The sequence below is a fragment of the Enterobacter sp. PL_is514 genome, from assembly GCF_055816715.1.
The window spans coordinates 253,715-277,506 of sequence record NZ_JBVPGN010000026.1 but is presented as its reverse complement, the minus strand read 5'-3'; the positions used below and the strand labels follow the sequence as shown (position 1 = coordinate 277,506).

General features: G+C 53.8%; 20 protein-coding genes and 2 pseudogenes. 14 read left to right on the top strand and 8 right to left on the bottom strand.

Features of this window, described 5'->3' with window-relative positions:
• The 10 genes and pseudogenes from AC0TNG_RS04070 to AC0TNG_RS04025 all read left to right on the top strand — a co-directional run.
• The coding region (locus tag AC0TNG_RS04070) for a hemagglutinin repeat-containing protein (RefSeq protein WP_473713313.1) at positions 1 to 5,296 on the top strand (5,296 nt) is incomplete at its 5' end.
• Positions 5,293 to 5,646 (top strand): hypothetical protein, encoded by a 354-nt coding sequence (locus AC0TNG_RS04065; protein WP_050597753.1) that lies wholly within the window; start codon positions 5,293 to 5,295, stop codon positions 5,644 to 5,646. The genes AC0TNG_RS04070 and AC0TNG_RS04065, both read left to right, overlap by 4 nt.
• An 889-nt stretch (positions 5,647 to 6,535) precedes the next feature.
• Positions 6,536 to 7,918, top strand: a pseudogene (locus AC0TNG_RS04060) (VENN motif pre-toxin domain-containing protein); the annotation flags it as partial.
• A gap of 177 nt (positions 7,919 to 8,095) precedes the next feature.
• Positions 8,096 to 8,524 (top strand): annotated as a pseudogene (locus AC0TNG_RS04055) (ShlA/HecA/FhaA protein); the annotation flags it as partial.
• The gene (locus tag AC0TNG_RS04050; RefSeq protein WP_024909327.1) at positions 8,521 to 8,907 is read left to right on the top strand and encodes a contact-dependent growth inhibition system immunity protein; all 387 of its coding nucleotides are present in this window, start codon (positions 8,521 to 8,523) and stop codon (positions 8,905 to 8,907) included. The pseudogene AC0TNG_RS04055 and the gene AC0TNG_RS04050, both read left to right, overlap by 4 nt.
• Positions 8,908 to 9,072: 165 nt before the next feature.
• Positions 9,073 to 9,555 (top strand): HNH endonuclease family protein, encoded by a 483-nt coding sequence (locus AC0TNG_RS04045; RefSeq protein WP_155267947.1) that lies wholly within the window; start codon positions 9,073 to 9,075, stop codon positions 9,553 to 9,555.
• Between the two features lie 11 nt (positions 9,556 to 9,566).
• Positions 9,567 to 9,866, top strand: a complete 300-nt coding sequence (locus AC0TNG_RS04040) for a hypothetical protein (RefSeq protein ID WP_024909326.1) — start codon at positions 9,567 to 9,569, stop codon at positions 9,864 to 9,866.
• Positions 9,867 to 10,460: 594 nt separating this feature from the next.
• The gene (locus AC0TNG_RS04035) at positions 10,461 to 10,883 is read left to right on the top strand and encodes a VENN motif pre-toxin domain-containing protein (protein WP_061714514.1); all 423 of its coding nucleotides are present in this window, start codon (positions 10,461 to 10,463) and stop codon (positions 10,881 to 10,883) included.
• 9 nt (positions 10,884 to 10,892) lie between these two features.
• Positions 10,893 to 11,615 (top strand): adhesin, encoded by a 723-nt coding sequence (locus AC0TNG_RS04030; protein ID WP_254783046.1) that lies wholly within the window; start codon positions 10,893 to 10,895, stop codon positions 11,613 to 11,615.
• Between the two features lie 4 nt (positions 11,616 to 11,619).
• Positions 11,620 to 12,072: a hypothetical protein gene (locus AC0TNG_RS04025; RefSeq protein WP_473713312.1), complete on the top strand. Its 453-nt coding sequence runs from the start codon at positions 11,620 to 11,622 to the stop codon at positions 12,070 to 12,072.
• A 210-nt stretch (positions 12,073 to 12,282) separates the two neighbouring features.
• Here the strand turns inward: AC0TNG_RS04025 and AC0TNG_RS04020 are convergent, their stop codons facing one another.
• The 5 genes from AC0TNG_RS04020 to AC0TNG_RS04000 form a co-directional block, all read right to left on the bottom strand.
• Complete coding sequence (locus tag AC0TNG_RS04020) at positions 12,283 to 13,353, bottom strand: ABC transporter ATP-binding protein (RefSeq protein WP_039265500.1); 1,071 nt, start codon at positions 13,351 to 13,353, stop codon at positions 12,283 to 12,285.
• Positions 13,346 to 15,115, bottom strand: a complete 1,770-nt coding sequence (locus tag AC0TNG_RS04015) for an ABC transporter permease (RefSeq protein ID WP_008499693.1) — start codon at positions 15,113 to 15,115, stop codon at positions 13,346 to 13,348. Before AC0TNG_RS04015 ends, AC0TNG_RS04020 begins: the two co-directional genes overlap by 8 nt.
• Before the next feature lie 80 nt (positions 15,116 to 15,195).
• The gene (locus AC0TNG_RS04010) at positions 15,196 to 16,284 is read right to left on the bottom strand and encodes an ABC transporter substrate-binding protein (protein ID WP_090418548.1); all 1,089 of its coding nucleotides are present in this window, start codon (positions 16,282 to 16,284) and stop codon (positions 15,196 to 15,198) included.
• Between the two features lie 168 nt (positions 16,285 to 16,452).
• Positions 16,453 to 17,148: a response regulator gene (locus AC0TNG_RS04005; protein ID WP_024909323.1), complete on the bottom strand. Its 696-nt coding sequence runs from the start codon at positions 17,146 to 17,148 to the stop codon at positions 16,453 to 16,455.
• Positions 17,145 to 18,773, bottom strand: a complete 1,629-nt coding sequence (locus AC0TNG_RS04000) for an ATP-binding protein (protein WP_473713311.1) — start codon at positions 18,771 to 18,773, stop codon at positions 17,145 to 17,147. The genes AC0TNG_RS04005 and AC0TNG_RS04000 overlap by 4 nt, the downstream gene beginning before the upstream one ends.
• Positions 18,774 to 19,141: 368 nt before the next feature.
• Between AC0TNG_RS04000 and yjdI the strand changes: the two genes are divergently transcribed.
• Entirely contained in the window at positions 19,142 to 19,372 is a 231-nt protein-coding gene (yjdI, locus tag AC0TNG_RS03995; protein ID WP_008499689.1) for a 4Fe-4S mono-cluster protein YjdI, read from the top strand.
• Between the two features lie 10 nt (positions 19,373 to 19,382).
• Positions 19,383 to 19,655 carry a GNAT family N-acetyltransferase gene (locus AC0TNG_RS03990; RefSeq protein WP_008499687.1) on the top strand — a complete coding sequence of 91 codons (273 nt, stop codon included), beginning with the start codon at positions 19,383 to 19,385 and terminating at the stop codon, positions 19,653 to 19,655.
• 27 nt (positions 19,656 to 19,682) lie between these two features.
• On the opposite strand, the gene AC0TNG_RS03985 is transcribed toward AC0TNG_RS03990, so the two are convergent.
• Entirely contained in the window at positions 19,683 to 20,294 is a 612-nt protein-coding gene (locus AC0TNG_RS03985) for a LysE family translocator (protein ID WP_048990718.1), read from the bottom strand.
• A gap of 115 nt (positions 20,295 to 20,409) precedes the next feature.
• Here AC0TNG_RS03985 and AC0TNG_RS03980 point away from each other — a divergent pair, with 115 nt between their 5' ends.
• Complete coding sequence (locus AC0TNG_RS03980) at positions 20,410 to 20,880, top strand: Lrp/AsnC family transcriptional regulator (RefSeq protein WP_024909320.1); 471 nt, start codon at positions 20,410 to 20,412, stop codon at positions 20,878 to 20,880.
• A 37-nt stretch (positions 20,881 to 20,917) separates the two neighbouring features.
• Here AC0TNG_RS03980 and AC0TNG_RS03975 read toward each other — a convergent pair whose 3' ends face one another.
• Positions 20,918 to 22,147 carry an amino acid permease gene (locus AC0TNG_RS03975; RefSeq protein ID WP_473713310.1) on the bottom strand — a complete coding sequence of 410 codons (1,230 nt, stop codon included), beginning with the start codon at positions 22,145 to 22,147 and terminating at the stop codon, positions 20,918 to 20,920.
• A 119-nt stretch (positions 22,148 to 22,266) separates the two neighbouring features.
• Positions 22,267 to 22,728, bottom strand: a complete 462-nt coding sequence (locus AC0TNG_RS03970) for a multidrug/biocide efflux PACE transporter (RefSeq protein WP_024909318.1) — start codon at positions 22,726 to 22,728, stop codon at positions 22,267 to 22,269.
• Positions 22,729 to 22,833: 105 nt separating this feature from the next.
• On the opposite strand from AC0TNG_RS03970, the gene AC0TNG_RS03965 reads away from it, so the two are divergent.
• On the top strand, positions 22,834 to 23,700 hold the full coding sequence (locus AC0TNG_RS03965; protein ID WP_032648159.1) for a LysR family transcriptional regulator: 867 nt from the start codon (positions 22,834 to 22,836) through the stop codon (positions 23,698 to 23,700).
• The last annotated feature ends 92 nt before the right edge of the window (positions 23,701 to 23,792 follow it).

The window sequence follows — 23,792 nt, the reverse complement described above, 5'->3', positions numbered from 1 at the left end:
GACGCTCGACAGCCAGAACAGCATCAGCAACCTCAACAACGGCCTGATGAAAGCGGGCGGCGACCTGAACCTGAGCGCCATCGGCGATATCAATAACATCAGCTCCACCATCAGCGGCAAAACGGTCGCGCTGGAGAGCCTGGACGGCAGCATCAACAACCTGACCCAGGTTGAGCAGATTGATATCAACGCCGGAGGGAAGTACGGCAAGATCGGCCTGAAAGACACCCTGCTGGGCAACACGGCGTCTATTACCGCGCAGGATGGCCTGTCGCTTGAGGCGGGGAAAAACATTACCGTCACCGGGGCGAACCTGGCCTCCGGCGGCGATATGCTGCTGAACGCGTGGGGCGATATTGCCGTCAACGCGAATCAGATCAACGACGCATTCAGCTCCAGCCGGGCGAAAACCAGCCGTTCGTCCGTCACGTATCAGGGCAGTAACGTCACCGCGGGCGGCAACCTGCTGGTGAATACCGGGCACAACCTTGACGTGACCGCCAGCGACCTGAAGGCGGGCGGCAGCGCGGGGCTGAGCGCGGGCAACGATCTCAATCTGAACGCGGCACAGACCAGCGAAAGCCGCCGGAAAGGGAAAAGCGAATCCCACAGCACCGGGCTCGACCGCACCACGATTTCCGCAGGCGATAACCTGGTCCTGAAGGCCGGGCAGGATATCAACGCTCAGGCCGCCGCGCTGGCGGCGGAGAAAAGCGTCGGGCTGCAGGCGGGGCGCGACGTGAATCTGGCTGCGGAAGAGACCACGCAGGGCGACAGCTATAGGTCAGGCAAGAAAACCGTTATTAACGAATCGGTGCGCCAGTCGGGAACCGACATCACTGCGGGTGGGAATGTGACTGTTGTCGCCGGACGTGATGTAACGGCGCAGGCAGCAGATGTCTATGCCGCAGGCGATACAGCCGTGGCCGCCGGGCGGGATATCACCCTTTCCACTGCGACGGAAAGTGACTATGCATACCGGGAGGAGAAAAAGACATCCGGTGGATTCCTCAGCAAGAAAACCACTCACACCATCCACGAAGAAACGCATACGCGTGAGAAAGGTACGCAGCTTTCCGGCGACAACGTTGCTCTCCGGGCTGGTAACAACCTGACGGTGCAGGGCTCATCGGTTGCCGCTGAGCGCGATGTGGCACTGAAGGCTGGAAATGATCTGATCGTGGAGGCAGCAACCAACACCGACACGTTCTACGACATGAAGAAAACGAAGAAATCTGGCGTTTTCTCCAGCGGGTCGGGATTGGGTATCACCATCGGGTCGCAGTCTTCAAAAACCACACGACAGGGGGCAAACACGACGCAGAGCGATGCCCGCAGCACGGTGGGCACTACTGGTGGTAATGTCATTATCAGCGCCGGAAATGACGTCCAGTTGAGCGCGGCAGACGTGGTTGCCGGAAGAGCGAAGGATGATTCCTCCCGTAAAACCGGCCATATCGATATCACTGGCGACAGCATCGCCATCCTTCCTGGACGGGATACGACCACTGAGTCCATGAAGCAGGAGTCCAAATCGTCTGGCGTCACCGTCAGTGTGAAAGCGCCATTTGAAGACACTGTGCGTAACGTGCGCGATATCGTTCGTGGTAAGGGCAACAGTGGCAACAGCACCGTCGATAAAGTGAAGGGGCTGGGGGCGGAAGGCGGTGCGCTCGCGCTTGACGGACCAGGGCAGATGATGGCCATTGCCGCAGGACGCACCCGGGCTTCCTCTGAGTCGCACTACGAGGGCGAGTTTAACAGCGGCAGCCATCTTGCCGCCGCAGGCAATATCCAGATGACTGCCACCGGTAAACAGGGAGGCAGCAACAGCGGCAATATCCTGATTGCCGGGAGCCAGGCTAAGGCCGGTGAAACGGTGATCCTCGATGCGAAACGCGACGTTGATATCACTACGTCCACAGACAGCGAGAAATACGGCAGCAGCACGAAAAATAGCGGCTGGAATCTTTCGAGCGCCCTGAGCGCCGGAAGTGCTGTTCGCGCCATCGCGGGTGGGGGTTCCCACGGCAATCAGCTCCTGCCGGGCGGGATGAGCAAGGCAGAGAGCAACAGTAGTGGCAACCGGACTACACAAAACGCGTCGGTCATTCAGGGCTCAGATATTTACGTTAACAGTCGTGACGGCAGCGTGAATATCAGCGGCAGCCGGATGACCGCCACGGACGATCTTCTGCTGTCAGCCACAAATGGGGATATCTCCGTTTCTGCCGGACGCGACACATCACTCAGTGAGAGCAGCGGCAGCAGCAAATTGCTGGGAACGCTGGGCGGCGATGGTTACAGCGCCACGGCAGGCTACCGTCATGAAAAAAACAGCAGTCGGGAAGATAGCAGCCTCGAAAACGGATTGCGCAGCCAGCTAAGCAGTAAAAACGGTAACCTTGTCGCGCAGGCCGGTAACGATCTCTCCCTGTCAGGTACGGATATCCGTGCCGGTAAATCGGTGTCACTCAGTGGCGAAAATGTCCTCATGGGGGTGAGCCGGGATACCCGTGACGGTGAAAACCACAGCAGCAGCGCCCAGTATGGTGTGACTGCATCTGCTGGCGGCTGGGCTGTTGAGGCTGCAAAAGCCGCTGAGACGGCTGCCCGCAGCGCAGAAAACGGCGATGACCCGAGGCTGACCGCCATCAGAACAGGTCAGTCGGCGGCAACCGCGGCGCAGGGCGCTATGTCGGACTCGTCGCTCATCAAGGCTAAAGTGTCTTTAACGGCGGGGACGTCCTCTCAGGACAGTCGTTACAACAGTACGGACACGCAGGGCACCACCATTACTGCCGGTGAGAATGTCTCTGTCCATGCCGGAAATGACATTGCCGGCACGGGGGTACAGATCGCGGGTAAACACGTGGCGCTGGATGCGGGACGGGATATTCTGCTGTCTGCCTCCCAGAACACAACCCGCTCTGAGAGTAAAAACAGCGGCAGCCAGTTCAGCGTCGGTGTCGGTGTGAGCCTGATTGGTGCGCAAAACGGCATCTCGGTGGAGCTGGGAGCGTCACAGCATAAGGGTAAGGAAAACAGCCAGTCACAGCGCAATACGAACAGCGTTGTCCATGCTGATGAACAGCTTACGGTGAACAGCGGACGCGACACCATCCTGAAAGGTGCGGAGCTGGAAGGTAACCGTGTGGTGGTGAATACCGGACGCGATCTCACCATCAGCAGCGTGCAGGATACAGCCAGTTATGACAGCAAGCAGTCTTCGTCAGGCGCGTCCCTCAGTCTGTGCATACCGCCACTGTGTTATGGTGCCTCTTCCGGTAGCGTCAGTGCATCGGGTGAGAATATCACCCAGAATGGTAAGAGCGTTGTTGAACAGAGCGGGATATTCGCAGGCCAGGGCGGTTTTGCTGTCACCACCGGAAATCATACCCAGCTTGACGGCGCGGTGATTGCATCCACGGCGTCTGCAGATAAAAATAGTCTCGACACCGGTACGCTGGGTTTCAGTAATCTCCACAACGAGAGCCAGACCAGCGGCAACGGCTACACGGTGGCGCTTTCCGGCAGCGCGGGCGGCAGCGGAAACGGTGAAAACCGCAACCTGGCACCGGCCATCGGTACGGGCCAGGCAGAAGAGAGCCACACAGGGACGACCTCATCAGCGGTGAGTGGCGGTAGCATTGTCATTCGTAACCCGGCGGGACAGAAACAGGATATTGCTGACCTGAGCCGTGATACGGCTGACGCCCACCACGGCGTGGACGTGAGCGGCGATGTGCAGAAGGTCAGGGATAACCTGGCGGTCCAGAGCGAAGGCGCGGCCCTGGCTACCTCTGCGCTGGATGCTTACGGCAAGTATGCGGAGCAGAAAGCGCGGGAATCCAATGCGGCGCTGGGCGCGAAGCTGGCGTCAGAAGGAAAACTGCAGGGCGATACCCCGCAGGAGCAGGAAGCGTACCTGAAGACGCAGCCCGGATATCAGAATACCGAGTACGGTCCGGGGAGTGCCTTCTGGACTAAGGGAAGCGCAGCGGCGGGATTACTGGCAGGTGCGTTTGGCGGTAACCTGAAGGCAGGGGCGGCAGCAGGGGCGGCCCCTCTGCTGGCGACCCTGGTCAAGGAGCAGAAAGACCCGACAGCCCGTGCCGCGCTGCACGGTATTGTGGCGGCGGCGCTGACGCAGCTGAGTGGCGGGAGCAGTGCTGATGGCCTGAAGGCTGGTGCCATAGGAGCCATTACGGCCTCGGCGATGACCGACCATCTGGTCAGTGCGCTGTATGGAGATAAAAAATCCAGTGACCTGACGCCAGAGGAGAAACGGCTGGTCAGTAGCCTCGTGAGTATCGCGGGTGGTCTGGCGGGCGCTGCAGTGACGGATGGTAGTGTCTCCATGGCGGCGACGGCGTCGGAAACGGCGAAGGTGGAGGTTGAGAATAACTCGCTGAGTGGTGACCGGGCTCGCGAAGCGGCAAAACAGACTGCTGAATCCCTGAAAAATCAGGTAAGAGACAAGCTGGGCGAAGGTGCAACCTCTGCCATCGCGAATGGTATTATCAATGCTCTCGCTGATACCGGTGATGCAGCACTAGGCTCGGCGGACTACGCCGCTGATGCGGCAATGGCACTGGCTTCCTGTGCTGCGGGCGACAGCTACTGCAGCAAGGCGATGAGCGACCTGGCCGGGAAAAATCAGGCGGTAGCAGACAGCGTTAAGGCGCTGATGAAAAGTGATACCTGGTACGCTGTTGCTAATACGCTGACTGGAGCATGGGGCGGAAACCAGGCTTCCTTGGAAGCAACTGGGGGAATACTGGCTAGTATTATATTGCCTGGCAAAAAAGTTCCTGAAGGTACTGTTAATGCTGGGAAAATTTCGGCTGAAAAAGAAGCATTAGAAAAAATTGCTCAGAACTCGAAAAGTACAGCTAACCTTAATTCAAAACAAAATTATTCGGTGCTTGATCAACAGGCTTCAAAAAGCAATGTCATCATAGAACAAGACAAGCTTAAATTTCTATTTGGAGAGGTCAATAGTAGTGCTCATAACACCCCCCGTTCGACTCAATTGGCTCAATCAATGTATCGTCTTGGTATTCCTTTAGATGATGTAGGGGCCAAGTTGATAATGGAACATATTTCTCAGGTTCCTAAAACACCAGGCAATATTATAAATGTTTATACTAATAAATTCGGTAGGTTTGAAATTAGAGAGTCATTGCTAATGGGGCCATCAGGTAAGGCTGCCAAGTTAGAAACATCATTCCAAATAATGGATGATGGTTCTCGTCGATTCATAACAACAATACCGAAGGATGGCAAAAAATGATTTTTATCGAAAATCTTCCAGATCCTATAGATCTCCTTTCGTTTTTTGAAAGTGAACCTTTTTTTTCTAATGAAATAGATCATCACTATGGATATGAATATACAGATAGTAATGGTGTGAAATTAATTTTCTCATATGCAGCTTTAGAAGGGTGGATCCAAACCATAATTGAAGTTAATGGTGAGAAAATATCTCAACATCTTAGCGAAGGTGTTAACTATTTTGAAATCAAGAACGAAACAAAAGGTGAATATCTGTCATCTGATATCAATTTAGGAGAAACCGTAACGCGAATGGAGATTAGGTTAAAGCCTTATGTATCAGTTCAATGGAGTACATTAATAAGATGATTAACAAGAATTCCGCCCATAGTTGGTGGTTTTTTGCTCCGCAACTCTGACATAAATACGTTAACCCTTCCCGGCAGGCTATTTAACGATAGCCTGCTTCTTACCTCAAAATCCCCACACCCCACGCAAAACGAACTTTTTGCTGATTAGTATTTAAAAACAGTACGTTAGTTTTTTAAATTGCAAAATGAAAATTTTTAATGTGTTAATCAGAGTCGTCTGCGACTCTGTGACGACTCGCCAGTGACTCGCTGTAGAGCCACTCACAACTATCTGCTATTAAATCATGATGTTATATGGTGGTGAGTCGTCAGGAGAGTCGTGTATTTTAAGGTGGTGACTCCCGCATGACTCGCGAAGGAGTCGCCGGACTACTCCCCGAAACTGAATATTCAGCGAGTTTGATAGACCGGAAAAATACTATCAATGACCCCTCGCGTTGTTCATGGTCCAGTACTTCAGTCGGGGCAATGCAACTTAAAGAAAATTAGGGTAATTTAAATAATTTTAATGCAATTAAACTGACCTGTAATTCAATTTAATGAAACTTAATGCAATTTAGTGCAACTTAATGTGCCATCTCTGCTGTCAGCAAAAAAATAGGAAGGCACGTTACCGACTGTATGCACATTCGCGTGCCAAAGGGCTGCCCTTTGAATCCCTTTCATAGGTCGGCAGAAATAATCTTACTGTCACGGTTATATCGCAATATATATATTTCCTCTGGTATCGTTTTATTTATCGATGCGTATTCATGCGCCCCTGTGTACGGGCATGCATGATAATGCGGAACAGAGCGTGAGTGATGCATGGTGATGCATGGTGATGCGTGGGAAAAGCATACAGGAGCGTCAGCCATGCGCAGCAGTGCATTAAAACTGCATCTGTAATGAGTTCCGATTTTGAAATTAGAACAACGAGCCCTGGCAGTAAGAAACTTACCCTTACGTTGACGGGCCATAATACTGAATCGCAGGCAGGTGCAATCTACCGCGCCGTCATCCAGGCGGGCGGCGACATCACCAACAGCGGCAGCTCGCTGCTGGCGAAAAACAGCCTGACGCTCGACAGCCAGAACAGCATCAGCAACCTCAACATCGGCCTTAAAGAGACTCTTCTGGGCAATACGGCGTCGATTACCGCGCAGGATGGTCTGTCCCTTGAGGCGGGGAAAAACATCACCGTTACCGGGGCGAACCTGGCCTCCGGCGGCGATATGCTGCTGAACGCGTGGGGCGATATTGCCGTCACCACGGCACATCATACCCAGCTCGACGGCGCGGTGATTGCATCCACGGCGTCTGCAGATAAAAATAGTCTCGACACCGGTACGCTGGGTTTCAGTAATCTCCACAACGAGAGCCAGACCAGCGGCAACGGCTACACGGTGGCGCTTTCCGGCAGCGCGGGTGGCAGCGGAAACGGTGAAAACCGCAACCTGGCACCGGCCATCGGTACGGGCCAGGCAGAAGATAGCCACACCGGCACGACCTCATCAGCGGTGAGTGGCGGTAGCATTGTCATTCGCAACCCGGCGGGACAGAAACAGGATATTGCTGACCTGAGCCGTGATACGGCTGATGCCCACCACGGCGTGGACGTGAGCGGTGATGTGCAGAAGGTCAGGGATAACCTGGCGGTCCAGAGCGAAGGCGCGGCGCTGGCCACCTCTGCGCTGGATGCTTACGGCAAGTATGCAGAGCAGAAAGCGCGGGAATCCAATGCGGCGCTGGGCGCGAAGCTGGCGTCAGAAGGAAAACTGCAGGGCGATACGCCTCAGGAGCAGGAAGCGTACCTGAAGACGCAGCCCGGATATCAGAATACCGAGTACGGTCCGGGTAGTGCCTTCTGGACGAAGGGTAGCGCAGCTGCGGGATTACTGGCAGGTGCGCTTGGCGGTAACCTGAAGGCAGGCGCGGCAGTGGGGGCGGCCCCTCTGCTGGCGACCCTGGTCAAGGAGCAGAAAGACCCGACAGCCCGTGCCGCGCTGCACGGTATTGTGGCTGCGGCGCTGACGCAGCTGAGTGGCGGTAGCAGTGCGGATGGCCTGAAGGCTGGTGCCATAGGAGCCATTACGGCCTCGGCGATGACCGACCATCTGGTGAGTGCGCTGTATGGAGATAAAAAATCCAGTGACCTGACGCCAGAGGAAAAACGGCTGGTCAGTAGCCTGGTGAGTATCGCGGGTGGGCTGGCAGGCGCTGCGGTGACGGATGGCAGCGTCTCCATGGCGGCGATGGCGTCGGAAACGGCGAAGGTGGAGGTTGAGAATAACTCGCTGGGTGTAGCACCTCCGGTTCCGGTGCCTGTTCCCGGGGTTCCGGTAAGCCCGGGAGATCAGGTCACCAAAAACGCCAATGACAAAATAGCGTCAGCTGTGGATGATCTGTTTGATGCAGTTGATAAAGCCACTCAGTGTAGCTTTGGGCGTGCATGTTCTTCGGATGATTCAAATCAGGAATCGAAACCCAACGTTGCCGGCAACATGACGGATAACGAGAAGGCTGAATATGGTGGAGCTGGGTCAGGCTCTCCGACTCCACCAGAAGATGATCATGAAAAACAAGAAAGTAAGCCTGTTGATAAACTCAATCAAAAGCAAGAAAGTGCTATCAAGAAGATCGATAACACTATAAAAAATGCTTTAAAAGATCATGATATCACAGGAACTCTTAAGGATATGGATGGTAACCCTGTACCTAAGGAAAGCGGTGGATATTGGGATCACATGCAGGAAATGCAAAATACCCTCAGGGGCTTAAGGAATCATGCAGACACATTGAAAAATGTTAATAATCCTGAAGCTCAAGCAGCATATGGTCGCGCAACAGATGCTATCAATAAAATTGAATCAGCCTTGAAAGGACATGGGATATGATTACTTTCCGTAAGTTGATAGGAAAAATAAATTTAAAACCTGATTCTGTTCAGAAATCATCGCTTGAACAATGGTTTGAACGTGTCATTGATATACCAATAGAAGAGCTGTCCGTAGAAGATCTTTGTCGTGCTATTCGTCAGAATCTCTTTATCGACCAGCTAATGCCAAGAGTATTACAAGTATTGGAGGAAGACCCATTGGCGGGAGAATATTACGATGGTGAACTCATTGCAGCTCTGGCAACAGTAAAAGTAGAGGATCTAAAAGGTCATATGGATTGTTTTGAACAGGCTAAGATGATTATAAATAAAATAAACACTTCAGATATTGATAATGAATTAAGAAAAGATATATTGAAAATCAATAAAATAGGTACGTGAGAAAAAGTAGCTTGCTCTCGCAAGGTAATGGTGTGAGGAAAAAAAGGTGCGTCGGGGCAAAATATTGACAGCACTAAAGCGCGCCTGCGAGAGTAGGTTTTAACCTGCTGACTGTACAGGGAAAATGCCTGTTCGTTCTTAATAATCGTGTCGGATCGAGTTGTTGTGGAGAATAACTCGCTGGGCCCTGGACATGATGAGGAGGAGCTGGAGAAAGAGCATGTAGACCGCCTCCCAAAAGCCTATAATATTGCTAGGTCTGGAGTGTTGTTTGACGAAGATGGCAAGCCGCTTCCTGGAACTGCTGGTCTTGGCATTGGGGCAGTTCCGATTCGTGGCCCTTATTCAAATTTAAAGGATTCACCGACAGTTGGACCTGGTAAGAATTTTACACGCGCTCAAAAAACTAATATTTATCAACAAAATATGAATAGTAATGGCGGGGTTTTACGTTCAGACCTTGATGGTCAAGAATTAGTCATGCCGAAAAAAAGCCAGTCAGGAGTAACCCCTCCGTTGAATGAAGCTCAAATCGATCATATTGTGCCTGGAAATCCTGCTGACTCAGCTCTTGGACAAGGTACAAATAGTTATGGAAACGCTCAGATTTTGTCTCGAGAACAAAACAGACAAAAATCGAATAAGTGAGGTAGTCAATAATGGATAATACAGTATGGAAGTTTGCGGAGCCACCAAACATGGCTGTTATTGCAAATAGAAAAATTATTAGCTCAGGAGAGTGGATAGCTTATGTTTCCCATGACAGTGACGATGGGGCTTGGCAATTCCATGTGATTAGTTCTGATTCAGTCAATGAAAATGATGCTGTTTTAGTTAGTCTGCAAGAGATAGTTAACATTGACCATTCTATTACCATATTAGCAGACCTCCCTTTAGGGTGGTGTGCGTGGCGGAACTCAAAAGATGATGATTGGAAAAGAGCCGTTATAAGTGAGTGATATCTAGAATTAAAATCCAACACTCAGCAGAGTAGACCGGCAAATGATTATATTTTGTCCCGCCCATCTTTGGCGGGATTTTTTGCGCCGCAATTCTTTCCGAAAAACATTGAATAACCAAGGGCTGATGGAAGAACTATGGCTAAGGCTAAAGTATATGCGATGCAATGAGATGACAAGCTTTAAGGTACATCTAACTGGATGTGAACCACCGTACTTTGACTATCTTTAGGGAAGTCGGGACAGAGCGAAGGCGCGGCGCTGGCCACCTCTGCGCTGGATGCTTACGGCAAGTATGCGGAGCAGAAAGCGCGGGAATCCAATGCGGCGCTGGGCGCGAAGCTGGCGTCAGAAGGAAAACTGCAGGGCGATACCCTGCAGGAGCAGGAAGCATTCCTGAAGACGCAGCCCGGATATCAGAATACAGAGTACGGTCCGGGAAGTGATTTCTGGACGAAGGGCAGCGCAGCGGCGGGATTACTGGCAGGTGCGCTTGGCGGTAACCTGAAGGCAGGCGCGGCAGCGGCCCCTCTTCTGGCGACCCTGGTCAAGGAGCAGAAAGACCCGACAGCCCGTGCCGCGCTGCACGGTATTGTGGCTGCAGCGCTGACGCAGCTGAGTGGCGGGAGTACTGCGGATGGCCTGAAGGCCGGTGCCATGGGTGCCATCACGGCCTCGGCGATGACCGACCATCTGGTGAGTGCGCTGTATGGAGATGAAAAATCCAGTGACCTGACAGCAGAGGAGAAACGGCTGGTCAGTAGCCTGGTGAGTATCGCGGGTGGTCTGGCGGGCGCTGCGGTGACGGATGGCAGTGTCTCCATGGCGGCAATGGCGTCGGAAACGGCGAAGGTGGAGGTTGAGAATAACTCGCTGGGTGTCGTTATACAGGGCGGTAAACTGGCTGCACAGGGATGTCTGAAAATTTCTGCTTGCCGTGATCGCCTGGTTGCTAGTGGTCTGGGTGCTTTACTGGGCATTGGTGCATCCACATCAGCAATGGATACATTGTCATAAGATGAGCAGTTGCATCTGATCTATGTGGCCTCGCTCAATGATCCTTCCCAGCTCAGTCAGTTAAATAATGCTCAGAAAGCGGCCTATGAGTCCCTGACAGGTAAGACGATCACCAGTACTGGTGGTACGCAGGTCATCAAACCGGGACCATCAAACACTGGTGGCGACCAGACTGTAACTGGAAACGTGCCCTCCAACACAGGGAATAATAGCGTAGCAACCGGAGGGATAAATCATACTGGTAACACCAACGGTGATGGAGCGTCAAACAATAATGGCTGGACGACAACTACGCCGGTTCCGGATTCTCCTTCACTGGATGATCTTTTCTATCAGAACGAGAAGATCCCCGGTCTTGAAAATGTTCGCCCTGAAAATCCCGGTTATCCAGCCAATCAGAGTGTTATTGAAAAAATGAACGAACCTAAGTTTATTGCCTGGATAGGCAATACAGATTGTACGGATTGCTCAGATATCGCACCTAAACTTCTCAATGCAGCTGGCGGGCACGGGAAAATTATTGAAGCAAGGCCGACGACTCAGTACAACTTAAATGTGTATGAAAATGGAAAAATTGTACATGAACAAGCATTCCATCAGGTTTATACCGATGGTCAGTATGTTTACGATCCAAGAGTGTCCTTAAAACCAATTCCTAAAGGAGATTGGGAAAAACATATCAAATCTATAAATCAGGGAAGTGTTACGATCTCTGATAAATTACAGGGGTAAAATAATGTTTCCGATAGGTAAGAAAGAAACAATCTTGTTGGACTTCATTGGTTCTCTTGGAAAACTGGAGTGGTTACATTATCAGAGCCGTATTGAAGATGAATGGATAAATGACCATTTTGAAAAAATTGATCGCTCTAAGTATCCTCCTTATACCAGTTTTCGTTTTGAAAAAGAGATTCCAGAAGTTATCGCCTTACTGGAAGATGCGATTCAATCATATAAAGGTAAAGTTGAGTGGTGTATGACCCATCATCCGAAAGAGTATGGTACTGGTGTTAATCATCGTATTTTGCCTACATTTGTTAAGAATCTCAGAGTCAGTGAAGGTATGGAAGATGTTAACGAGTATATTGAAAACCATTATCCTGATTTTGGCCCAATCGCCTATGAAGATCTTGTTGGTCTGACGGAGCATGTTCAATTAGTTTTCAAAAATGCTGGATATGGCGCATAAATTTTCTTTATATGCTCTGTAATAACATTTTGATATGGAGTCTTAACCCGTTATACGTACGGACGGAAAGAAGTGTCAGTTGGCTATTTTAGTCAGAATGCCTTAACAATAATGGCTAGCGCCATCTATCCTGGCATCTGCGCATTTCTTTGTTTTGTAGACCCGGTAAGCGAATCGCTACCGGGCCATGGCAGATTAATTATTGACTCATCATCCTTTCGGGAACACCCAAACATGCTTCTCCGGCAGCGAAAGATGGCAGTGCTGCGGATCCCGAACCTCATGCCCATACGCGCGGATCACAAAATCATCCCCCACCGTGCGGAACAGGTACTCCCAGCGGTCGCCAAGGTACATGCTGGTGAGCAGCGGTAGCTCAAGCTGATTTTCCCCTGGCCCCTCGACCACCGCCACGCGCTCGACGCGGATCACCGCCGTGGCGTCATTACCGCTCTGTACGCCTTCACCGGCCTGGCCCCACAGCACCCAGCCTTTGCCTTCGATACGCGCTCTGCCGTCGCGCACTTCGGTGACCTTGCCGTGCAGGCGGTTGTTGCTGCCCATAAACTCGGCGGTAAACAGCGTTTTCGGCGAGCCGTACATCTCCTGCGGCGTGCCCTGTTGCTCAATTTTGCCGTTATTGAGCAGCAGGATACGGTCGGAAATGGACATCGCTTCGTTCTGGTCGTGCGTCACCATCAACGCGGACAGCCCGAGCTTGATAATCAGCTCGCGCAGGAACACGCGGGCCTCTTCGCGCAGCTTGGCATCGAGGTTGGAAAGCGGCTCGTCCAGCAAAATCACCGGCGGGTTGTACACCAGCGCGCGGCCAATCGCCACGCGCTGCTGCTGTCCACCGGAGAGCTGGTGCGGGTGACGTTTGCCAAGATGGCCCAGGCCCAGCTGGTCCAGCACGTCCTGCACGCGCTGCTGGATCTCTTTGGCCGGCACTTTGCGCAGCTTGAGCGGATAGGCCACGTTCTCAAACACGGTTTTGTGTGGCCACAGGGCATAGGACTGGAACACCAGCCCCAGGTTACGCTCTTCCGCCGGGACCTCGCTGCGCGGCGTGCCGTCGTAAACTTTATTGTTGCCAATCACAATCGACCCCTGGGTCGGTTTTTCCAGACCCGCGACGGCGCGGAGCAGGGTGGTTTTACCGCTGCCGGAGGGGCCTAACAGGGAGACCACTTCGCCGCGCTTCAGGTTCATGGAGACACCTTTTAAAACAGGATTGTCGCCGTAGGTTAAGTGCAGATCGTCAACCGCTAATTCAATCATGTATTTTCACTCCGAAACGAAGGGCAATGCCCAGACCTACCACGACCAGCAGGATGTTAATGAAAGAGAGCGCCGCCACGATATCGATGGCACCCGCGGCCCAGAGGGAAACCAGCATCGAGCCGATGGTTTCCGTGCCGGGTGAAAGCAGGTACACACCCGTTGAGTATTCGCGCTCAAAGATCAGGAACATCAGCAGCCACGAACCGATAAGACCGTAGCGGGAGAGCGGGATGGTGACGTGGCGGGTGATCTGCCCGCGCGTCGCTCCGGTGCTGCGCGCCGCCTCTTCAAGCTCCGGCCCTACCTGCAGCAGCGTGGAAGAGATGAGCCTCAGCCCGTAAGCCATCCACACCACGGTATAGGCCAGCCAGACGCTGAAAATGGTGCTGCGCAGCGAACGCAGCCAGACGATGACGTTTTCACGCATCCAGTCGGTCCAGGCGAACCCGGAAAGCCAGCCGGATTTCAGCGAGTTATCCAGCCACATCGGCAGGAACAGGAACACCCACAGGAAGGCCAGACCCGCCAGCAGGCCAGGCACGGCGCGCGGCACCAGCACGCTGTAGTCCAGGAAACGCGTGGTGTTATCAGGCTTGCGGTGCATGGCAATGCCGACAAACAGGTAGCACACCACGGCCAGCGCGCCGCCAATGACGCCAATCGCCATGGAGTTGACGATGGCGCGCAGCAGGTTGGGCTGCGCCCAGATGGTGCGGAAGGTGTTCAGAGAAAGCTCGTCCCACAGCGAAACGCCCACGCCCCAGTTGGAGATAAACGCGCGCAATACCACGCCGAGCAGCGGAACACCGATGGTGACGGTGAGCCAGAAGGCAATCACTCCGCCAGCCACCCAGCGCCATTTACCCAGCGGTAGCGCGCGGGCCTGCGAGGCCTTGCCCTTCATGGTGACGAAGCGGTTGGCGGTACGCATCAGTCGACGCTGGAGCATCACCAGCGGGATGGTGATGCAGATCAGCACCACGGCAACCGCCGCCATCAGGTTATAAGATGGGGTGCCCATCTTGTTCGTCAGCTTATAGAGATAGGTCGCCAGCACCATGTTGCCTTCAGGGTCGCCGAGGACCAGCATCAGGCCGAACACTTCCAGCCCGAGGAAGAACAGCAGCACGGTGGCGTACAGAATGGACGGGCGCACCATCGGCAGGCTGACGGAGGTCATCACCTGCCAGGGCGACGCGCCCGCGGTGCGCGCGGCTTCTTCCACGTCGGAGCCCACGCTGCGCAGCGCTGACGAGATATACAGATAGGCGTGCGGGACGTGCGTCAGGCCAGCGATGACCACAATGCTCGACATGTCGTAGATGTTCCACGGCACAAAGCCAATCAGCGCCTCTGCCCACTGGGAGAGAAAGCCCACCGGACCGGCGGCCACCACGTAGCCGAAGCCCAGCACCATCGGTGAAACGAAAATCGGCACCAGGATCAGCGGCTCAATCAACCGGCGGCCGGGCAGGTCGGTACGCACCATCAGAAACGCCAGCACGCCGCCCAGCGGAATAGAGATAAAGACCAGCCCGAAAGCCAGAATAAAGCCGCTTTTCAGGGCCTTATAAAAATCAGGGTCGGTGAAAATAAAATCAAATGATTCAAAGCTCCACTCTTTTGACGGCGAAAAGAACGGCGCGGACAGGAAGCTCTGTATCACGATAAATGACAGCGGCGTGTAGATAACCAGGGCGGTTATCAGCACGACGATGCCTCGCGGCAGGCTTTGCCACTTTCTGCGTAATGTATTCATGGAGTATCCCTGGTATTGCAGCCCAGAAAAACGAACTCAGTCGATAAGGAAGCGCGGCGACCAGCACCGCGCCCAGATGCTTATTTACCGGCGGCGGTACGCCACTCTTTGATGTACTCGAGGCGTTTTTTCGGCTGCAGGTATTCCAGCAGCGTTTCATCAACCGGGATCGGCTTCAGCGCGTTGCCGAGGATTTTTGTCAGGCCGTCGATATCATTCTTGCCTTCGATATCGTTACGAATGGAGGGAATGTCCGCCTGATTGGCCAGAATGTTTTGCCCTTGTTCAGACAGCACGTAGTCCAGCCACAGCTTCGCGGCATTGCCGTTTTGCGCCTGCTGGCTGATGAACGACACGCGCGACAGCACCAGGGTGTAATCTTTTGGATAGGAGATGCCGAGCGACGGATCGTTCTTCGCACGTGCTTCCGCATAGGAACCGAGGATATTGAAGCCAATCAGGTTTTCACCGGAGGAGACGCGCTCCATCATGGTGCCGGTAGACGACTGCACCGACAGGCCCCCTTTGGCGACGTCGGCCAGGGTCTTAAAGTAGTTTGGATCGGCGTTGTGATCCTGCACTGAGAGCATAAAGCCCAGACCCGATTTTTCGATGTCATAGGTGGTGACTTTGTTCTTGAATTTGTCCGTCTGGCTGGCAATCAGCTTCGCCAGCGCTGCGTGAGAATCCGGCACGTCACCGGCCGGGATCAGACGCTTGTTGTAGATAAAGACCACCGGCTCATAGGTGGTGCCGTAGGCCTTATCTTTCCAGACCGCCCATTTCGGCAGCTGGCTTTGCTCCGGTGATTTATACTCCATGGCGTAGTCGGTGGCGAGCTTCAGGCCGGTGTCCATCGAGGAGCTCCAGACCACGTCACCGCTCACGCCGCCGGAAGCCTGTTCGCTGATGAAACGGTTGTACAGCTCGGTGCTGTTCATGTCGTTGTATTCGACTTTAATGCCCGGGTAGGTTTTTTCGAAGCCCTGGATCAGCGGTCCGGCAGCTTTGATGTCGGTGGTGGAATAGATGACAACCTTGCCCTCTTTCGTGGCGGCATCAACAACTTTTTGATACTCAGCAGGATAGCCCTGCGGCAGGGCAGAGAGTGCAGAAGCAGAGAACAGTACAGTAGCGGTAAGCAGAGAAATTCGGAACGTGTTCGACATTATAGTTAACCTTTTAGTTACATTTGAGGAACTAATTGTCAACATAGCGTATCGGGCTCCACCCACAATAGGGGGGAGCGGATAATGATACCGAAGTGTGATTGTCGCCGTCGTTTCAGCAATTAACACCATAAAATCCGCGAACGTTAGCTTACGAACGGTTCTGGATTACGGCTTATCGGGGGCTTTGCGGTATAACCGGCGTGGATGACCAATATTGCCATACAGCATTTCGACGCTGATTAACCCGCTCTCCACGCAGTATTCAAGATAGCGGCGCCCCGTGGTTTTGCTGATCCCCACGTTTTCCACCACCTCCTCAACCGACATCGCATTGTCGGGATGTTCGGCGAACAGGCGTTTAATGCGTTCCAGCGTCTGGGGCTCAATACCCTTCGTGGACGGCGTAGCTGAGGATTCCGCGGCAGGCAGATTAAACAGGCGATCCAGCGCATGCTGGTCGACCACCTTCACCTGCTGCACGGTGTGGATGAAGCGCATAAACCGCTCCAGCGAGGCGTGCAGGCGCTGGAAAAAGACGGGCTTGATGAGGTAGTCAAACGCGCCGCTGCGCATGGCGTGGCTGCAGGTTTGCATATCGCTGGCGGCGGTGATGAAGATCACCGAGCATTCGTAGCTTTTCAGCAGCGGGTTATCGATGAGCTCCACGCCTTTACCGTCCGGAAGATAGTTGTCCAGCAGGATAAGCCGCGGCTGATGCTGACGAATCAGGCTGCATGCCTGCTCAATCGACGCGGCGATGCCCACCACGCGCAAATGAAAATTCTGCTCGATATACTCGCGATGCAGCTCCGCCAGGTGCGGCTCATCTTCAACGATCACAACATCAAGTGCTCGGGTCATGCTTTTGGCCCATTCGGAATAAACACAGAAAAAATAGTCCCTTGTGGCGTGTTGTCGGCAATCTCAATACTGCCGCCGGCCTTGTCGATATATCCTGCCACCAGGAACAGGCCAATACCGTGCTCGGTGCCCACAATGTCGTTTTCACGTTCCGGTTTGCTGCTGAATCCCTGGCGGAAAATATGCGGCTTCATCGCATCCTCCACCCCGCAACCCCGGTCGGCCACCTCGATCAGCAGCTCCTGGTTACGGTCAGAAATATAGAGTTCTACCGGCGCGGGGACCGGTGCCTTAAGGGTTGCGTCCACCGCGTTATCCAGCAGATTACCAATAACCGACATCAGCTCCGTTTCGTTGAGCGTGGCGGGCATACGGGTGAGCTGGCAGGCGGGGTCAAACAGCAGCTCGATCCCTTTCTCGCGCGCGCTGACGTATTTTCCTAACAGCAGACCACACAGCGCGGGAGAGGAAAAGCGGGCGGAGACAAAATCCAGCACGCGCTGCGCGCCTTCGGACTGTACCTGGATGTAACGGATCGCCTCGTCATAGTGTTTCATCTGCAGTAATCCCACCAGTGTGGCGGTCCAGTTCAGCTGCTCGTGGCGCATAATGCGCAGGTTATCCGCATAGCGCTTGATCTGACTGAGCTGGCTGCTGAGCGTGTTAATGTCATTTTTGTCGCGAAAGCTGTACACCCAGCCGCTTTCAACGCCCGGTTCGACCTCAATCGCGACGCGGTTGACGATCACCTCCCGCTGGTTCAGCACGGCAATCTGGTCGTGGCTACCACTGCTCACCGAGGCGTAGCGCTGGGATAAAAAGCCCGGTGACGTCTGCAGAACGTCTTCCAGCGGTTTGCCGATAAGTTCTTTCTCACTTTGCCGAATATCCAGCATTTCTCGTGCGGCGCGGTTAATTAAAATCAGCTGCTTCTCTTCATTGACGGCAAATACTCCCTCATACATGGCTTCTAATAGCGCGCGCTGCTGTAAAACCAGCTGAGCGATATCTTTCGGCTCCAGTCGGAACATCTGTTTTTTGAGATTGCGGGTAAACAGCCAGGAGAACATAAACAGCAGCAGAAGAAGACCCGCGCCGTACAGCCCGGACTGCCAGAGAATGCGGGCATTAATATTGGCTATATAGGAGGTCAGATAGCCGACCGAGACAATACCGATCACCTGATGCTGCGCATTGAAGATGGGGGCTTTGCTGCGTAGCGACACGCCAATCCCACCCTGACGCACGGAAATAATGGTTTTACCCTTTAACACCTCCGCATTATCCCCGCCGATCATCGGTAAATTAATACGCTCCGGGGATTCCGAATGATAGAGGTGCTGTTCCTCGGTATCGCCAATCACAATGTAGCTGGCATCGCTTTCGGCGCGCAGCGGCTGAATTAACCGGGCGATGCCGGGGATATCTCTGGCCGCAACCATTGCCGCCAGACCCGGCATCAGCGCGATCTGGCTGGCCTGAACCCGGGCGCGCTGGCCGAGATCGTGATGGAGCTGTCGGTCAATAAAATGAAACAGGATTGTTCCCAGCAGAACTAACAGCAGGCAGGAGAAGCACACCAGCGCTAAAAACAGCTTTACCTGAAAAGAGAGTCTGCGTTTCATTCAACCTGCGGAAGTTATGTAAAAGTGACATTTGCCGAGCCTGACATGCGCCAGTAGTGGACGCAATCTGGCGAGAAAAGAGTTGTGACCTGGCTTTTCGTTTTCGGCGTCATAGCCTAAATAATTCGAGTTGCGGGACAAAACGGCTTGCCGTTTTGAACAGCGCTTGCGCTGGCCCCGAAGGGGCGAGGCCACAGGCCGAGTAACGCGGCAAGGGAACGAATCCCCGGGAGCGTACATAAGTACGTGGCTGGGGTGAGTGAGTGCAGCCAACGCACCTGCAGCTTGAAGTATGACGGGTATATAGCCATCAGGATCCCGTAAGGCTATGCTTCATTCAGCACGATAATAATTACAGAGGCAATGTCATGGATAAAGAACTACTGGATGCGGGTTACCGGGCCTATACCGGCGAGAAAATTGACGTTTACTTCAACACCGGGATCTGCAAACACTCCGGTAACTGCGTGCGCGGCAGCGCAAAGCTGTTTAATCTGAAACGTAAACCGTGGATTATTCCCGATGAAGTGGACGTTGAAACGGTTGTCCGCGTAATTGATACCTGCCCGAGCGGTGCGCTGAAGTATCGCCAAAAATAAGCGAGGAACCATGGATATTCTGGAAGGCCATAACAAGTTTTACGTGAATGATGCGAACGGTAATCAGGTCGCGGAGATTGTCTTCGTGCCGACCGGCGAGCACCTGAGCATCATTGAGCATACCGATGTGGATGAGAGCCTGAAAGGGCAAGGGGTCGGTAAACAGCTGGTGGCGAAAGTGGTGGAGAAGATGCGCGGTGAGAACCGCAAAATAATTCCGCTGTGCCCGTTCGCGAAGCATGAGTTTGATAAAACGCGGGAATATGACGATATTCGCGCGTAAATAACACCGGCGATGGCCGGTGTTTTTTTATCTCACCTGCTCATACAGCAATACCAGCGCTATTAGCACCATCAACCCTCCCGATGCCCTGCTTACCAGACGTGCCGCCTGTGGCCGGGTAGCCAGCACCGCTTTCGAACCATACCCCACCAGCAGATAGACCAGCGTACAGGTGATAAGGTGCATCATCCCAAGCGCAGACATCTGCATCGCTATCGACCAGCTTCCGGTCGGGTCTGTAAACTGCGGAAGCAGGGCCAGGAACAGCAAAAAAACCTTCGGGTTTAGGCCGCTAATGCAGAGCCCTTTCACCGCCCACTGCGTCCAGTTTCCCGCGTGTTGGGTGGTCTTTTCCGGTGCGGCCGGATGACGCAGCAACGTTATGCCAAGCCACAGGAGATACAGCGCTCCCGCCACGGTCAGCCCGGCTAACGCCAGCGGATGTTGAGCAATCAGTACCCCCACGCCTGCCACCACAATCAACGTGGCCAGCAGATGCCCGGACATCAGCCCCATAACCGCCGGTACCACGCGGCGGCCGTTGATCCCGGCGCTAATGGCGTAGGCCCAGTCGGCCCCCGGGGTCATGATAAGCAGAAAAGAAACCACCCAAAAGCCGGCCACAATACTCATTTCCATCGTCCTGAAAACTCCCGCAGTGCGTAAAACGTTGCGAAAAAGAATATCGTTAACCCTGCGAAATAGGCTTTCAATGTTATGCTCATAACACGGTGAAATTGAGAAAATCTTCCACATGGATAGCATCGATCGAAAAATTCTTGCTGAGCTACAGTCAGATGGCCGCCTGTCGCTTACCGAGCTGGCTGAAAGAGTGAATCTGAGCCTCTCGCCGTGCCATCGTCGCGTGCGGGCGCTGGAGCAAAGCGGGGCCATAACGGGATACCGTGCCAGCCTGGATCCGGCTAAAATGGGGTTTAACTTCCTGGCGATCGTCTTTGCGACGCTGAAAGAGGGGGACCGAAAGGCGGTTAGCGCGTTTGAAGCGGCGGTGGAGGAAATTCCGCAGATCGTGCTGGCGCAGCGTCTGTTTGGCGATCCCGATTATCTGATGCACGTCGTGACCCGCGACCTCTCCGCTTTCCAGAAGCTCTATGACGAGAAGCTTTCCGCCATGCCTGGCGTGCAGCATCTTCGCTCTACGCTGGTGATGAAAACGGTGGTGCAGGACAGACCTTTTCCGCTGGACGTCACGGGACGAGACTAAATGACATGCCCGGCAGAGCGCCGGGCATCAAAGGAGATTAGCCGACAAACATCACCGACACGCACAGCACCCCGACGATCAGCGTCAGCAGGTTGCCAATGGAACGGTACTGTTTCAGGGAGGGGATCAGATACGTCGACAGCGTCGGCATGATAAACAGGATCATGGCGATAAGCGGGCCGCTGATGGCGTAAATCATCGAAATGGCGTTCGGGTTAATGCAGCAGACGGCAAAGGTGATTAACGACACCCCCATAATGGATATCGCGCGGTTAAAGGCGCGGCTCTTTTTCACGCCCACCTGATTGAGCGACGACTTCACGATCTCCGTCGCCCCTTCAATCACCCCAAAATAGGTGCCGAGGAACGATTTCGACATCGCAATAATCGCCACGATAATCCCGGAAATTCCCAGCCACGCCGGTGAAGAAGGCATCATCGACAGCGCGGACAGGATCGTCACCCCTTGCTCTTTGGCGGTCACAATGTACGACGGCGGAATAGAGAGCAGGCAGCTGAAGACAAAGAACAGCACGCTCAGGCAGATAATCAGATACGCCACCTTCATGATTTTCTTGCATTTATCCATTGCGCCGTCGGCAAATTTCTCGCGACGATCAACGGCAAATGTGGAGATAATCGGGGTATGGCTGAACGCAAACACCATCACCGGAATCGAAATCCAGACCTGGTGCAGCGTATGGCGATCGACGGCCATCTGGCTGGTCAGCAGCGAAGGTTGCCAGCTGCCGATCAGATAGAGCGAGACAAACAGGAAGTAGGCAATCAGCGGAAACACCAGGAAGCCCATCACTTTTATCGTGATATGCCGTCCCATCAGGAAGATCAGATTCAGGACCAGCACTACCCCCAGGCTGACCAGCACGCGAACGGCGATATCCACCGTCAGGTGTTTTGCCAGCTGTTCCGTGAGTGAGTTGGTGATGGCCACCGCATAAATCTGCACCACCACAAAGAAGGCGATGAAATAGAGCGTGGTGATCAGATTGCCAATCTTCCTGCCGTAGTAGTGCGACACGGCGCCGGTGATCCCTTCGTTGCCTTTTGTTTTGGACGACAGGATAAATTGCGCCAGCGCCCGGTGCGGCCAGTAGGTTAAGGGGTAGGCCACGAGGGCAGTAATAAACAGGACGATAGCGCCTGCTGAGCCCAGTTGAATGGGCAAAAACAGCGTTCCTGCGCCCACGGCCGTGCCGTAGAGAGCGAAACTCCAGAGAGTCTCATCTTTTGACCAAATTTTCGACATTAGAGCAACGTATCAACTATCAAACCATCGGAATGGAGTGCAATTTACCATAGTTATGCACGGAGAGCGCAGTTGCTTCGAAGGAGTTTGGCCGGAACGGGCGTCCGGCCAGAGGCGGTTTAGCCTGCCAGGGCGCGCCGTTGCTGGCGACGCTTAAGAAATTTATCGCGAAGGCAATCGTATGCCCAGTTGTAGAACATGGTGTACGGCAGGAAGAACAGGAAGAAACCTATTTCCAGCGTGAATGCCTGAAGCAGGGTGACGCCCAGCACGGCGGCGACAATCGACACGCCAATCACAATAAACCCGCATTCAAACCCCAGCGCATGCAGCGCACGCACTTTTGCCGTACGTTTGACGCGCTGAACCGGCCAGAAACGGTCGAAGCCGAAGTTATAAATAATGTTCCACAGCATGGCGGTGGTGGCCAGAATAATGGTCAACCCACCCATCTCCACCACGGAACGCTGCATGAGCCACGCCGCCGTAGGGGCGAGGATCGCCGTCGCAATCCCTTCAAAACAGACAGCATGAAAGATCCGCTCCGGCAGTTTACGTTGGAGTGCATCCTGATGTTGCATAATCACAGACCTCATTAATTCGCCGGTATGGGCGTTGATGCAGCCTATTTTCATCGCTAAAGCTGATATATTAAAGATAGTATCCATCGCTAAAACAGATAGGTTATGCGCTATTCACCCGAAGCCCTTAATGCATTTGTCGAGACCGTTGCGGCGGGCTCTTTTTCTGCGGCCGCCCGCCGGCTGCGTAAAAGCCAGTCGACGATCAGCACGTCCATTGCCAATCTTGAAGCCGATCTCGGTTTCGAGCTGTTTGACCGCTCGGCGCGCCAGCCGGTGTTAACGGCCCAGGGGGAACAGGTGCTGGGCTACGTGCAGGCCATCCTGGCCGCCAGCACGCGGCTGGACGAGCTGGCGGTGTCGTTAACGGCGCAAACGGAGGCGCGTCTGACGTTTGTCCTTTCCGATACCCTTAACCCGGACGTGCTGGAAGAGATGATGAAACAGTTTGACGCGCGCTTTCCCCATACGGAATTCGAATGTCTGATTGGCGAGGAGGAGGACGTGATCGATCTGCTGCAAAAGGAGCGAGCGCAGGTTGGCCTCACCGAAGCGCGAGACGGTTATCCTACGGATATCGGCGCTATCCGGCTGCCGATGCAGACCCGCATGGCGATCTATGTCGCGACCACGCATCCGCTGGCCGGACAACATGACGTTCAGCGTGACGAACTCCACGGCTGGCGAGAGCTGCGGCTGAGCACCTATCTTGAGCGCGAGGCTGAGATCGCGCGCGGGCCCGTCTGGTCAGCACCGAATTACCTGTTACTCTTGAGTATGGCGGTTCAGGGATTTGGCTGGTGTGTCTTGCCGTGCGCGCTGGTGGATGAGTTTGCCGCCGCGAAATCCCTGGTACAGCTCAATGTTCCCGGCTGGCCGCGGGCGATCGGCATCGATCTGCTGTGGAATAAGCGATCCCCTCCCGGCGTTGCCGGAAGCTGGCTGCGGCAGTATCTGCAGGATGCGCGCTGATCCTTGTGATTAAACTCACTATTTTTAAACAATTAAGATAATTGCCAGTAACAATCCTCTACTATCGTCATGTCATTTAACACAGAGGTCGT

Bases quoted from the DNA above. Each gene is read 5' to 3' on its own strand.
- AC0TNG_RS04010 (WP_090418548.1), bottom strand. From the start codon at position 16,284: ATGTCGAACACGTTCCGAATTTCTCTGCTTACCGCTACTGTACTGTTC.
- AC0TNG_RS04005 (WP_024909323.1), bottom strand. From the start codon at position 17,148: ATGACCCGAGCACTTGATGTTGTGATCGTTGAAGATGAGCCGCACCTG.
- yjdI (WP_008499689.1), top strand. From the start codon at position 19,142: ATGGATAAAGAACTACTGGATGCGGGTTACCGGGCCTATACCGGCGAG.
- AC0TNG_RS04020 (WP_039265500.1), bottom strand. From the start codon at position 13,353: ATGATTGAATTAGCGGTTGACGATCTGCACTTAACCTACGGCGACAAT.
- AC0TNG_RS04065 (WP_050597753.1), top strand. From the start codon at position 5,293: ATGATTTTTATCGAAAATCTTCCAGATCCTATAGATCTCCTTTCGTTT.
- AC0TNG_RS03985 (WP_048990718.1), bottom strand. From the start codon at position 20,294: ATGGAAATGAGTATTGTGGCCGGCTTTTGGGTGGTTTCTTTTCTGCTT.
- AC0TNG_RS04040 (WP_024909326.1), top strand. From the start codon at position 9,567: ATGGATAATACAGTATGGAAGTTTGCGGAGCCACCAAACATGGCTGTT.
- AC0TNG_RS04015 (WP_008499693.1), bottom strand. From the start codon at position 15,115: ATGAATACATTACGCAGAAAGTGGCAAAGCCTGCCGCGAGGCATCGTC.
- AC0TNG_RS04025 (WP_473713312.1), top strand. From the start codon at position 11,620: ATGTTTCCGATAGGTAAGAAAGAAACAATCTTGTTGGACTTCATTGGT.
- AC0TNG_RS03970 (WP_024909318.1), bottom strand. From the start codon at position 22,728: ATGCAACATCAGGATGCACTCCAACGTAAACTGCCGGAGCGGATCTTT.
- AC0TNG_RS03965 (WP_032648159.1), top strand. From the start codon at position 22,834: ATGCGCTATTCACCCGAAGCCCTTAATGCATTTGTCGAGACCGTTGCG.
- AC0TNG_RS03975 (WP_473713310.1), bottom strand. From the start codon at position 22,147: ATGTCGAAAATTTGGTCAAAAGATGAGACTCTCTGGAGTTTCGCTCTC.
- AC0TNG_RS04050 (WP_024909327.1), top strand. From the start codon at position 8,521: ATGATTACTTTCCGTAAGTTGATAGGAAAAATAAATTTAAAACCTGAT.
- AC0TNG_RS03980 (WP_024909320.1), top strand. From the start codon at position 20,410: ATGGATAGCATCGATCGAAAAATTCTTGCTGAGCTACAGTCAGATGGC.
- AC0TNG_RS03990 (WP_008499687.1), top strand. From the start codon at position 19,383: ATGGATATTCTGGAAGGCCATAACAAGTTTTACGTGAATGATGCGAAC.
- AC0TNG_RS04000 (WP_473713311.1), bottom strand. From the start codon at position 18,773: ATGAAACGCAGACTCTCTTTTCAGGTAAAGCTGTTTTTAGCGCTGGTG.